General features: G+C 49.9%; 9 protein-coding genes. All 9 read left to right on the top strand.

Annotated elements, in window-relative coordinates:
- The first annotated feature begins 344 nt into the window (after positions 1 to 344).
- Positions 345 to 1559 (top strand): LL-diaminopimelate aminotransferase, encoded by a 1215-nt coding sequence (locus tag DW677_RS10805; protein ID WP_117504336.1) that lies wholly within the window; start codon positions 345 to 347, stop codon positions 1557 to 1559.
- 385 nt (positions 1560 to 1944) lie between these two features.
- Positions 1945 to 3276: an aspartate--tRNA(Asn) ligase gene (gene aspS, locus DW677_RS10800; protein WP_117504334.1), complete on the top strand. Its 1332-nt coding sequence runs from the start codon at positions 1945 to 1947 to the stop codon at positions 3274 to 3276.
- A gap of 25 nt (positions 3277 to 3301) precedes the next feature.
- Complete coding sequence (gene gatC, locus DW677_RS10795; protein ID WP_015554512.1) at positions 3302 to 3595, top strand: Asp-tRNA(Asn)/Glu-tRNA(Gln) amidotransferase subunit GatC; 294 nt, start codon at positions 3302 to 3304, stop codon at positions 3593 to 3595.
- Positions 3596 to 3607: 12 nt separating this feature from the next.
- On the top strand, positions 3608 to 5083 hold the full coding sequence (gene gatA, locus DW677_RS10790) for an Asp-tRNA(Asn)/Glu-tRNA(Gln) amidotransferase subunit GatA (RefSeq protein WP_117504332.1): 1476 nt from the start codon (positions 3608 to 3610) through the stop codon (positions 5081 to 5083).
- On the top strand, positions 5080 to 6513 hold the full coding sequence (gene gatB, locus DW677_RS10785) for an Asp-tRNA(Asn)/Glu-tRNA(Gln) amidotransferase subunit GatB (protein ID WP_347473151.1): 1434 nt from the start codon (positions 5080 to 5082) through the stop codon (positions 6511 to 6513). Before gatA ends, gatB begins: the two co-directional genes overlap by 4 nt.
- 372 nt (positions 6514 to 6885) lie before the next feature.
- Positions 6886 to 7896, top strand: a complete 1011-nt coding sequence (gene plsX / locus DW677_RS10780) for a phosphate acyltransferase PlsX (protein ID WP_117470279.1) — start codon at positions 6886 to 6888, stop codon at positions 7894 to 7896.
- Between the two features lie 96 nt (positions 7897 to 7992).
- Positions 7993 to 8223: an acyl carrier protein gene (acpP, locus tag DW677_RS10775; RefSeq protein ID WP_015554516.1), complete on the top strand. Its 231-nt coding sequence runs from the start codon at positions 7993 to 7995 to the stop codon at positions 8221 to 8223.
- A 55-nt stretch (positions 8224 to 8278) separates the two neighbouring features.
- Entirely contained in the window at positions 8279 to 8959 is a 681-nt protein-coding gene (rnc, locus tag DW677_RS10770) for a ribonuclease III (RefSeq protein WP_117470278.1), read from the top strand.
- A 41-nt stretch (positions 8960 to 9000) separates the two neighbouring features.
- A complete protein-coding gene (smc, locus tag DW677_RS10765; RefSeq protein ID WP_117470277.1) occupies positions 9001 to 12558 on the top strand; it encodes a chromosome segregation protein SMC in 3558 nt (1185 codons plus the stop codon).
- The last annotated feature ends 2 nt before the right edge of the window (positions 12559 to 12560 follow it).

Genomic DNA, 12560 nt, shown 5'->3' with positions numbered 1-12560 from the left:
TTATTGCAAAAAAAATTGTTACAGTTCAGTCATTATATCTTCTTGTTTTCATATTCATGAAAACAAGAAGCTTGGTGGTTCCTCCATATGCTGATTTGGATGAAAAAGTGCTTATGCAAGCAAGCTTGCAACACACTTTCTCATTCAAACCAGCGCATGGCTGAACTGTAACAAAAAGTTAAAGTATTTGCCGGATTTTTACTGCAGTTTTTGCATATGTGTGGTATATTTACATATAAAAGTGGTGCAAAGCGACTAACCGGATAGCGTGCCTGCACGCAGAGCCGGCTAGGCATTTGGCAACCAGACCCCACATGCATTTACAGAAAGAGAGGATTTGAGACATGTTTAAAGTCAATGAAAATTTTGCCAATCTGCCGGGCAGCTATCTCTTCGCAAATATCGCAAAGAGAGTATCCGCATTCCAGGCAGAGCACCCGGAGAAGGAGATCATCCGTCTCGGAATCGGTGATGTGACACAGCCGATCGCTCCAGCGATCATTGAAGCGATGCACAAAGCTGTCGATGAGATGGGGCATGCTGAGACTTTCCGCGGCTACGCTCCGGAGCAGGGCTATGACTTTTTAAGAAATATTATTGCAAAAGAGGATTTCCAGGAGAACGGCTGCGACATCTCTGCTGACGAGATCTTCATATCCGACGGCGCAAAGTGTGACTGCGGAAATATCCAGGAATTATTTTCCTTGGACAGCGTTGTCGCTGTATGCGATCCAGTATACCCGGTATACGTGGATTCCAATGTTATGGCAGGCCGCAGCGGTCTTTACAACGGTGAGACAGGCCGTTTCGACAAGATCGTATATATGCCGTGTACTGCTGACAACGGATTCCTTCCGGAGTTCCCGAGGGAGCATGTAGACTTGATCTATCTCTGCTTCCCGAATAACCCGACCGGTGAGGCGATCAAGAAGGCAGATCTCCAGGCATGGGTGGATTTCGCGAACAAGAACGGCGCTGTCATCATCTATGACGCTGCTTACGAGGCATATATCACAGAGGCAGGCATCCCGCACTCCATCTATGAATGTGAGGGCGCTAAGACATGTGCGATCGAACTGCGCAGCTTCTCCAAGAAAGCAGGCTTTACCGGCATGCGTCTCGGATTTGCTGTAATTCCAAAGGACTTAAAGAGCGGTGATGTAAGCTTAAACGCTATGTGGATGCGCCGTCAGGGTTCCAAGTACAACGGAACTCCGTATATCATCCAACGCGCAGGTGAGGCTGTGTACTCTCCGGAAGGGAAGGCGCAGGTCGCTGAGCAGATCGCGCGCTACATGAAGAACGCGAAGACGATCTACACAGGCTTGAAGGACGCAGGTTTTACCGTATATGGCGGCGTAAACTCCCCGTATATCTGGTTAAAGACTCCGAACGACATGAAGTCCTGGGATTTCTTTGATTTCCTGTTAAACAACGCCGGGATCGTGGGCACTCCGGGGGCAGGTTTCGGTCCGTCCGGAGAGGGATATTTCCGGATCACTGCATTCGGAACTTACGAAAATTCTTTAAAAGCACTTGACAGAATCAAAAATCTCTGATAAAACATAAAACATCAAAAAGATATCAAACAAAGGCGTTGAAGGAAACTCCCTTTCGAAAGACTTTACAGAGAACCGTGTGACAGCTGAGAGCATGGAAGAAACGAGAAAGGCGGGAACGCTCCGGAGCCGGCTGCTCGAAGATCGGATACGATGGTAGGACAGCACGCAAGCTGCACGTTACGCGGCCGAGTCGTTAGGATGATGGTCCGACAGCGAAAGCGGCGACTCATGAGTGGCATGGAAATGCAATGCGGGTGGTACCGCGGGTGATATAGATCCCGTCCCGGAGAACTTTTAAAAGCAAAAGTCTCCGGGGCGGGATTTTTGTTGTTCAAGCTAAAAGGCCTCAAATTTTACCCCACAAATTTAGGAGGATCAGATTATGGAGTTTGTAACAGGATTAGAAGACAGAAAAGTAAAAACTCTTGAAGAATTGGAAAGAGAAGAGTCCGTTGGTACCGAAGTTACTGTTGAAGGCATGGTACACAGCATCCGCGATATGGGAGAAATCTCCTTTGTGATCTTAAGAAGCCGCGATGGTCTCTTACAGACCGTGATCCAGGCAGGATCCGAAAAGGAAGTCCTCTCCGAGATCCGTGAAGGTCAGGCAGTCCGCGTGACTGGAACTGTTTTCAAGGAAGAGCGTGCACCCCACGGAATTGAGATCCATCTTGCCGATGCAAGGATCCTTTCAAAACCGGAAGAGCCGATGCCAATTGCCATCGACAAGTGGAAACTTCCCACATCCCTGGAGGCAAACTTAAACCGCCGTGCCATCGCATTGAGGAACGTCCGTGAGCGCGCGAAATTCCGCATCCAGGAAGGTATCTGCCGCGGCTTCCGCGAGTTTATGACAAGCCAGGGATTCACCGAGATCCATACCCCGAAGATCGGTGCGAAATCCGCAGAGGGCGGCGCGAACCTCTTTAAACTCCAGTACTTCCACAGACCGGCAGTCCTGGCACAGAGCCCGCAGTTCTACAAACAGATGATGGTCGGCGTGTTCGACAGAGTCTTTGAGACCGGCCCGGTGTTCCGTGCGGAGAAGCACAACACAAAGAGACATTTAAACGAGTACACAAGCCTTGATTTCGAGATGGGATTCATCGACAGCTTCATGGATATCTGCAAGATGGAGACGGCGATGCTGCAGTATGTGATAGAACTCCTGAAAAAAGACTACGCGAAGGAGATTGCCCTCTTAAAGATCGAACTCCCGAACTTGGAAAAAATCCCATTCGTTCGCTTCGATGAAGCGAAACGGCTGATCGCTGAAAAGTATGACAGACAGATCAGAAGCCCACATGACTTAGAGCCGGAGGAAGAGGCGCTGATCGGCGAGTACTTCAAATCTGAGTACGGAGCAGATTTTGTTTTCGTTACCCACTATCCGTCAAAGAAACGTCCGTTCTATGCGATGGACGATCCGGAGAACAAGGAATTCACCTTAAGCTTCGACCTTTTATTCCGCGGTCTTGAGATCACCACAGGCGGCCAGCGGATCCATGATTACGAGACGCTCTTAAAGAAGATCGCGGAGAAAGGCATGGACATCGAGGGGATGGAAGATTATCTTGACTGTTTCAAATACGGAATGCCGCCCCACGGTGGTCTCGGAATCGGCCTTGAGCGCCTGACCATGAAGATGATCGGAGAGGACAACGTCCGTGAGGCATGCCTGTTCCCGAGAGATATGACAAGATTAAAACCGTGATGGTATAGAGAAAGGATTTGAGATTATGGCAGAGATGATCACCGATAAGACGATGGATGAGATTGAGATCCTGGCAAAGCTTCACCTGACAGAAGACGAGAAAGAAAAATCAAGACAGGATCTTCAGCAGATGCTCGATTATGTTGATATGCTGAATCAATTAGATACCTCCGATGTGGAGCCGTTGACCCACATCTTCCCGATCAAGAACGTGTTCCGCGAGGACGTTGTTCTTGAGAGTACCCCGAAGGAAGAATTGTTAAAGAATGCGCCGAAGGAAAAGGACGGACAGTTCCTTGTTCCAAAAACCATCGGTTAGGAGGAGACGGATATGAAAATACTGGAACTTTCCGCCACAGAGCTGGCAAAGAAGATAAAAGCAGGCGAGATCACCTCAGAGGAAGCCGCAAAGGCGTCCCTGGCGCAGATCGCGAAGGAAGATCAGAAGATCCGCGCGTACCTCACCGTGGATGAGGAGAAGGTCCTGGAACGGGCAAAGGAAGTGGACAATGGAATCCGTTCCGGAAAATACACAGGCCCGTTGGCAGGTGTCCCGATCGCAGTGAAAGATAATATCTGTACAAAAGACATGAGGACCACATGTGCTTCAAAGATCCTTGAAAACTTTGTCCCGTTCTATGATGCGACGGCGGTCACAAGGATCACAGATGCCGGCATGGTGATTCTCGGAAAGACAAACATGGATGAGTTCGCCATGGGAAGTACCACCGAGACTTCCGCATTTGCGGTTACAAAGAACCCGTGGGATACGGAACATGTTCCGGGCGGTTCCTCCGGCGGTTCCTGCGCGGCGGTCGCAGCCGGTGAATGCTTCGCGGCTCTCGGCTCTGATACCGGCGGATCCATCCGTCAGCCAAGCTCCTACTGCGGCGTTACCGGAATCAAGCCGACATACGGAACGGTTTCCCGTTTTGGTCTTGTGGCTTACGCGTCCTCCCTGGACCAGATCGGACCGATTGGCAAGAATGCAGCCGACTGTGCAGCCCTTCTTGAGACCATCACAAGCCATGACGAGAGGGACAGCACCTCCATGGAGAGAACGGACACGGATTTCACTTCCTCCATCGGAAAGGGCATACGCGGCATGAAGATCGGTATCCCGAAAGAGTATCTGTCGGACGGACTTGACGATGATGTCAGAGCAGCCGTCGAGCAGTGTGCAGCCTACTTAAAGGAGTGCGGGGCAGAGGTAGAATACTTTGACCTCGGTCTTATGGAATACACGATCCCGGCATATTACGTGATCGCGGCTGCGGAGGCAAGCTCCAACTTAGAGCGTTTCGACGGTGTCAAATACGGCTACCGAGCGAAAGAGTACGAAGGTCTCCACGACATGTACAAGCGTTCCAGATCCGAGGGATTCGGACCGGAGGTCAAGAGAAGAATTATGCTCGGTTCCTTCGTTTTAAGCTCCGGATATTATGACGCATATTACCTGAAAGCGTTAAAAGTACGCGCCCTGATCAAGAAAGCATTTGATGAAGCATTTGCAAAGTATGACATCATCTTAGGACCGGCTGCTCCGACAGCAGCGCCAAAGATCGGAACATCCCTGAGCGATCCGATGAAGATGTATTTAAGTGATATTTATACAGTTGCCGTAAACCTTGCAGGTCTTCCAGGGCTCACCGTTCCGTGCAGCGTAAACGAGAAAGGACTCCCGATCGGCGTCCAGCTTCTCGGTGACTGCTTCAGAGAAAAGACCCTGTTCGCCGCAGCATATGCCATTGAGAATGTCCGCGGTGGATGGACACTTCCATTTGCCAGAAAGGAGACCTTATCATGAAACAGTATGAAACCGTCATCGGTCTTGAGGTCCATGTGGAGTTAGCCACAAAGACGAAAATTTTCTGCGGATGCAAAACAGATTTCGGCGCTGAACCGAACACCCATGTGTGCCCGATCTGTACGGGTATGCCGGGATCTCTTCCTATATTAAATAAGCAGGTCGTGGAGTTCGCGCTTCGTGCGGGTCTTGCGTTAAACTGCCAGATCAACCAGTTCTGCAAGTTCGACCGTAAGAACTACTTCTACCCGGATAACCCACAGAACTACCAGATCTCCCAGTTGTACCTTCCGATCTGCCACGACGGTTATGTGGAGCTTGAGACATCAGCAGGAACAAAACGCATCGGCATTCATGAGATTCATATGGAGGAGGATGCCGGAAAGCTGGTTCATGACGAGTGGACCGACAGTTCCCTGGTCGATTACAACCGAAGCGGTGTTCCGCTTATTGAGATCGTATCCGAACCGGATATGAGAAGCGCCGACGAGGTCATCCAGTACTTAGAGCATCTTCAGTCCACGATGCAGTACCTCGGCGTTTCCGACTGCCGTCTCCAGGAAGGTTCCATGCGTGCCGACGTGAACCTTTCTGTCCGAGAGATTGGAAGCCCGGTACTTGGAACGAGAAGTGAGATGAAGAACTTAAACTCCTTCAAGGCCATTGCCCATGCCATTGAGGGAGAAAGAGAGCGCCAGATAGAGCTTCTCGAGGATGGACGTGCTGTTGTCCAGGAGACACGCCGCTGGGATGACAACAAGGAAGCTTCCCATGCGATGCGTTCCAAGGAAGATGCGAAGGACTACCGTTATTTCCCGGACCCGGATCTTCCGCCGATCGATATCTCCGACGCGTGGATCGCTTCCATCCGTGCAGCTCAGCCGGAGTTAAAGAAAGCAAAATCCAGGAGATACCAGACTGAATACGGGCTGAACGCTTACGATGCAGATATCCTCACAGGAGATAAGGCGTTAGCTGAACTCTTCGAGAACACCATCAAGGCAGGGGCAGCACCGAAGAAGGCGGCGAACTGGCTGACCGGAGAGACCCTTCGTTTGTTAAAAGAGAAGGAATCAGAGGCATCGAAGATCACCTTCACAGCAGAGCATCTGGCATCCCTTATCGCACTCCTTGAGAAGAGCGTCATCAACAACCAGACTGCAAAGGATGTGTTTGCCGTCATGTTTGAGTCCGATGTGGATCCGGCAGCTTATGTTGAGGAACATGGACTAAAGATGGAGAGCGATTCCGGACTTCTGGAGGAGACCGTGAAGAAGATCCTGGACGCAAACCCGAAAGCTGTGGGCGAGTTAAAAGAAGGAAAAGACAAAGTCATCGGATTCCTCATGGGACAGGTCATGAAGGAGATGAAAGGAAAAGCAAACCCGTCACAGGTGAGCGGGATGATCCATAAACTTGTGCAGGAGTAGAATGCGAAGAAGTCGTTTAAACGGATATGCATGCCTCGTAAGGAACCAGTTAAGGGCAGGTCTGATAAGTGGTATGGGCATATATAATTAGAAAAAGTCATGATGATCGGATCTAAATCTTAGACTGATCGTCATGACTTTTTATCTGTTTCTTCCATATATAAGGTATTTTCTTCCAAAAACCTGTCATTCCCTGTTCATGAAAACTGCATGAAAAAGGTATTGATTTTATGAAAGGTATTTAGTATATTAATTACTATAAAAGTCCCGGAGAGCGGCAATGTGTTTTTACGCCGTTCGATGGGATGATCCGTGTTATGGAAATATTTATCAAGACTTTTCTGCGCACGGACAGGAATTGGAGAGAAAAACATGATAAAAATTGCAGTAGACGCCATGGGTGGGGACAACGCCCCTGGTGAGATCGTAAAAGGTGCTGTCGATGCGGTCACAGAACGAAATGACATTACCGTCTGTTTAACTGGACAGAAAGATGCCATCGAGAAAGAGCTCTCAAAATTCACCTATAAAAAAGAGCAGATCGAGATCGTTGACGCCCCGGAAGTGATCGAAACGGGAGAACCGCCGGTCAACGCAATCCGTAAGAAAAAGAATTCTTCCCTCGTGGTCGGTCTGAACCTCGTGAAAAACGGGGAAGCGGACGGCTTTGTATCCGCCGGAAGCTCTGGAGCCGTTCTCGTCGGCGGACAGGTCATCGTCGGCCGTGTCAAGGGTGTGGAACGCCCGCCGCTAGCACCGCTTATCCCTACGGAAAAGGGTGTCTCTCTTCTGATCGATTGCGGCGCAAACGTTGATGCGAGACCTTCCCACCTGGTACAGTTTGCCCAGATGGGTTCCCTCTATATGAAATATGTGATGGGAATCGAGAATCCGCGTGTGGCGATCGTCAATATCGGTGTGGAAGAAGAAAAGGGAAATGCCCTTGTAAAAGAGACATTCCCGCTCTTAAAAGAGTGCAAAAATATTAACTTCATCGGAAGTATCGAAGCCCGTGAGATCCCCCACGGCGGCGCGGATGTGATCGTCTGCGAGGCCTTTGTGGGAAATGTGATCTTAAAGCTCTACGAGGGCGTGGGCGCGACGATGATGACGATGGTGAAGAAGGGCCTGATGAGCGATCTCAGAAGCAAGATCGGTGCGCTTCTCATCAAACCGGCTTTAAAAACTACGTTAAAGAGCTTCGACGCGAGCCAGTACGGCGGCGCACCGCTCTTAGGCTTAAAAGGACTTGTCGTGAAGACCCACGGAAGTTCCAAGGCAAAAGAGGTAAAGAACTCAATTATCCAGTGTATCTCCTTTAAGGAGAATGAGATTTCTGATAAAATAAAAGAGTGTCTTGCCCCGGAAGAGACAGAAGCATAACCGTTTGGTCGGGTGTTATCTGCGCTGCAGACCGAACCGTTACACATTATAAAATCAAGTCTAAATTATTAAGCAAAATAGGAGAGGATGGAAATTATGGAGTTTGAAAAATTACAGCAGATCATCGCAGAGGTTCTTAATATCGATCCGGAGGAGATCACAATGAACACTACATTCGTTGACGATCTTGGCGCAGATTCCCTGGATGTATTCCAGATCATCATGGGTATCGAGGAAGAGTTCGACATCGAGATCCCGACTGAGGAAGCTGAGAAGATCGCAAGTGTCGGCGATGCTGTTGAGGCAATCAAAAACGCATTAAATTAATCGCAGGAAAAGGTGTCTCTTTACAGGGACACCTTCTTTTAAAGAAAGGTTAATCATGAAAGAAAAACTTGAAAAACTTCAGGAAGTGATCGGTTACCAGTTCCGGGATCCAGGACTTCTGACTCACGCCCTGACCCACAGTTCCTACGCAAATGAAAAGCACTGGGATAAGACGCGCTGCAATGAGCGTCTGGAATTCCTTGGCGATGCTGTGCTCGAGGTGATCTCCAGCGATTTCCTGTTCCACACATACGAGTCTATGCCGGAGGGCGAGATGACGAAACTCCGTGCCAGCCTTGTCTGTGAGCCGACGTTGGCTTACTGCGCGGATGTGATCCCGCTTGGCGACTATCTGCTTCTCGGAAAAGGCGAGGATCTGACCGGTGGAAGAAAGCGTCCGTCTGTTGTTTCCGACGCGATGGAGGCGGTCATTGGCGCGATTTATCTGGATGGTGGTCTTGCTAATGCAAAAGAGTTCATCCATCGTTTTATTCTGAATGATATTGAACATAAACAGCTCTTTTACGATAGCAAAACTATCCTGCAGGAAATGGTTCAGGCAAAGTACAAAGAAACGCTTGTCTATGAACTGATCAAGGAAGAGGGACCGGATCACAACAAGTCCTTTGAGGTCTGCGTAAAAATCGGGGACGAGGAGATCGGAAGAGGTCTCGGACGGACAAAGAAAGCGGCGGAACAGGTTGCCGCCTACCACGGAATCTGTAAGATCCAGTAAGGCACAGATCACGTAGTTTTAAGAAATAGGAAAATTAACGCATGTATTTAAAGAGTATCGAAGTCCAGGGGTTCAAATCCTTTGCCAATAAGATCGTATTTGAATTCCACAACGGAATTACCGGCATCGTTGGTCCGAATGGAAGCGGAAAGAGCAATGTTGCTGATGCAGTCCGCTGGGTGCTCGGTGAGCAGAAAGTAAAACAGCTCAGAAGTTCCTCCATGCAGGATGTGATTTTCTCCGGTACGGAGATGAGAAAGCCCCAGGGATTTGCCTATGTAGCTATCACCCTGGATAATTCCGACCACCAGCTTGCCATCGATTACGACGAGGTCACGGTCTCCAGACGGATCTACCGCTCCGGTGAAAGTGAATATCTCTTAAACGGCAGTGCCTGCCGCTTAAAGGATATCAATGAGCTTTTCTATGATACAGGTATCGGTAAAGAGGGCTATTCCATCATCGGACAGGGCCAGATCGATAAGATCTTAAGCGGACGCCCTGAGGACCGTCGCGAGCTGTTCGATGAGGCAGCCGGAATCGTAAAGTTTAAGAGAAGAAAGGCCATCGCCCAGAAGAAACTGGAGGATGAGAAACAGAATCTCGTCCGTGTATCGGATATCTTAAGTGAACTGGAAAAACAGGTAGGTCCTCTCGCAAAGCAGGCGGAGACGGCGAAGGAGTATTTAAGGCTCCGGGAAGAGTTAAAGCGTTACGATGTAAACCTCTTCCTTACCGACTTGAAGGCCATCGAAGATCAGAAACTGGAGCTCACAAGAAAAGAGCACACGGTAACCGGCGATATGGAGGAATCCAAAACCGCTGCAGAGGCTTTAAAAGAGGAGTATGACCGGATCTCCGAGACAGTCCGGCTGCTGGATGAAAAGATCTCCGAAAAGCAGAACGCCGCGAACGAAGCGAAGATGTCCGCGGGAAACTTAGAAGGTCAGATCAATGTCTTAAGGGAGCAGATCCATGCCGAGGAGTTAAACGCGGAGCACATTAAAAACAGGACTGCTGCCATCGACGAGGAATTATCCGCGAAAAATAAAGAGCAGGAAGCTATCAAAGAGGAGCGGGAAACCCTCGGAAATAAGATCCTGGAAGTACTGGAACATCTCTCTGGCGCAGAAGGTGCCTTAAAGATCTCCGCCACCCACGCCGACAGTCTCGAGCAGTCCATCGAGCAGTTAAAGGGCGCGCTGATCGCGGCTCTGAATGAAAGATCAGAGTTATCTGTAAAGAAACAGCGCTATGATACGATGCTGGAGCAGGTACAGGTCCGCAGATCCGAGGTTGCCCAGAAGCTCCTAAAGGTCAAGAGCGACGAGGAGAACTGGGATAACCAGATTGCAGAGCAGAACGAGCGCCTGACAGCCATCGACGCCGAGATTGAAAAACTTCTTTCCCAGGCAGAATCCCTGGAAGAGGAAGTAAAGACGGCAAACGAAGAGATCCGCCGTTTAAACAAAAACTTAAGCCACACGGAACAGGATTACCACACGGCCCACACAAAGCTGGAATCCTTAAGGAATCTGGCGGAGCGCTATGACGGCTATGGAAACAGCATCAAGCGCGTCATGGAGGTCCGTGACCGGGTAAAAGGCATCCATGGCGTTGTGGCGGACCTCATCGATGTTCCGAAGGAATATGAGATCGCCATCGAGACAGCTCTCGGAGGATCGATCCAGAACATCGTCACGGACTCCGAGCAGACCGCGAAGATCCTGATCGAACACTTGAAAAAGAACCGGTTCGGACGTGCCACATTTCTTCCGTTATCCGCGATCTCCGCGGGAAATGGATTTAACACACCGGGTGCCCTAAAAGAGCCTGGTGCCATCGGAATCGCCGCGGATCTCGTCCATGTGCAGCCGGAATACCAGACCCTGGCAAGATACCTTCTGGGTCGCGTCCTCGTGGTGGATCACATTGACAATGCCATCGCCATCGCGAGAAAATACCGCCACTCCATCCGCATCGTAACGCCGGAAGGAGATCTCTTAAATCCAGGCGGATCCATGAGCGGTGGTGCCTTTAAAAACTCCAGCAATCTTCTCGGAAGAAAGAGGGAGATGGAGGAATTAGAAGAGGCTTGTAAGAAAGCCCTGACTACCGTTGATAAGATCCAGGCGGAAACCGTATTCCAGGAAGGGATCTTCCAGGAAAAGAGCGGCGAACTGGAAAATGTAAAGAGTGACCTCCAGAAGAAATATCTGGAAGAAAATACGACAAAGATTGCGCTGAAACAGTTGGAGGGAAAGAAAGAGGAACTCTACGAGTCCTCCTCGGACATGAACCTGGAAAACCGTCAGCTGGAAGAGCAGATCCACGAACTGCGGGACAGCCTCGCTGCCATCGCAGAAGAGATAAAGAGTCTGGAACAGGAAAATACCGACCGGAACGCAAAGATCGAATCGGATTCCGCAGCTTTAGAGCAGGCGAAGGCAGACCGGGATAATGCATCCGCGGCTCTCTCAGAAGTCCAGCTGGAAGCTGCGAACTTAAAACAGCAGGATTCCTTCCTCGACCAGAATATCCATCGTCTCGAAGAGGAGAAGAACCGTCTTCTCACTGAAAAAATGTCCCTGCGGGACGGACACACGGATAGTAAAAACGAGGTGGAGAAGCGCCTCGCACAGATTGAAGAATTAAAGCAGAAGATTGAGAATGCCGGAAAAGACGCGGAAACCTACTACCAGGAGATGACTGCCGCGCAGGAAGAAAAAGCGGCAAAGAATGAGGCCCAGAAGGGTTTCTTTGAGAAGCGGGAAGCGCTCTCCGCGAGGATCTCCGACCTGGACAAAGAACTTTTCCGTCTCCAGAACCAGAGCGACAAACTGGCAGAACGACAGGATGCGCAGGTGGACTATATGTGGAATGAATATGGTCTCACATTCTCGACGGCGGAGCTCTTGAGAGACGGATCTCTTGACAATGTGGCGGACATGAAACGACAGATCGCTGAGCGGAAAAACGCGATCCGAGGTCTCGGAAATGTCAACGTCAACGCCATCGAGGACTACAAGGAAATTTCTGAGCGCTACGAGTTTATGAAGACCCAGCATGATGATCTTATTACGGCACAGGATGCCCTCTATAAGATCATCGAGGAGCTGGATATCGGAATGCGGAAGCAGTTCACGGAAAAATTTGCCATGATCCGGGCGGAATTTGACAAGGTATTCCGGGAACTCTTCGGAGGCGGACACGGAAGTCTGGAGCTCATCGAGGATGAAGATATCCTGGAGGCAGGAATCCAGATCATTTCCCAGCCGCCGGGAAAGAAGCTCCAGAACATGATGCAGATGTCCGGCGGAGAAAAGGCACTGACGGCCATCGCCCTGCTTTTCGCGATCCAGAACTTAAAACCGTCCCCGTTCTGTCTCTTAGATGAGATTGAGGCGGCCCTGGACGATTCCAATGTGGACCGCTACGCAAAATATCTGCATAAACTGACAAAACATACCCAGTTCATCGTCATCACACACCGGAGAGGCACCATGCTCGCCGCTGACCGTCTCTACGGAATCACGATGCAGGAGAAAGGCGTATCCACGCTTGTCTCCGTGAACCTGATTGAAAATGATTTAAAATAGGG

The organism is Clostridium sp. AM25-23AC, from assembly GCF_003435125.1.
Lineage (GTDB): Bacteria > Bacillota > Clostridia > Lachnospirales > Lachnospiraceae > Pilosibacter > Pilosibacter fragilis.
The sequence above is the reverse complement of the archived record's forward strand: the minus strand, read 5'-3'. Positions and strand labels throughout refer to the sequence as shown.

Coding starts and splice junctions, on each gene's coding strand:
- gatA (WP_117504332.1), top strand. CDS start 3,608: ATGAAAATACTGGAACTTTCCGCCACAGAGCTGGCAAAGAAGATAAAA.
- aspS (WP_117504334.1), top strand. CDS start 1,945: ATGGAGTTTGTAACAGGATTAGAAGACAGAAAAGTAAAAACTCTTGAA.
- rnc (WP_117470278.1), top strand. CDS start 8,279: ATGAAAGAAAAACTTGAAAAACTTCAGGAAGTGATCGGTTACCAGTTC.
- DW677_RS10805 (WP_117504336.1), top strand. CDS start 345: ATGTTTAAAGTCAATGAAAATTTTGCCAATCTGCCGGGCAGCTATCTC.
- gatB (WP_347473151.1), top strand. CDS start 5,080: ATGAAACAGTATGAAACCGTCATCGGTCTTGAGGTCCATGTGGAGTTA.
- plsX (WP_117470279.1), top strand. CDS start 6,886: ATGATAAAAATTGCAGTAGACGCCATGGGTGGGGACAACGCCCCTGGT.
- acpP (WP_015554516.1), top strand. CDS start 7,993: ATGGAGTTTGAAAAATTACAGCAGATCATCGCAGAGGTTCTTAATATC.
- gatC (WP_015554512.1), top strand. CDS start 3,302: ATGGCAGAGATGATCACCGATAAGACGATGGATGAGATTGAGATCCTG.
- smc (WP_117470277.1), top strand. CDS start 9,001: ATGTATTTAAAGAGTATCGAAGTCCAGGGGTTCAAATCCTTTGCCAAT.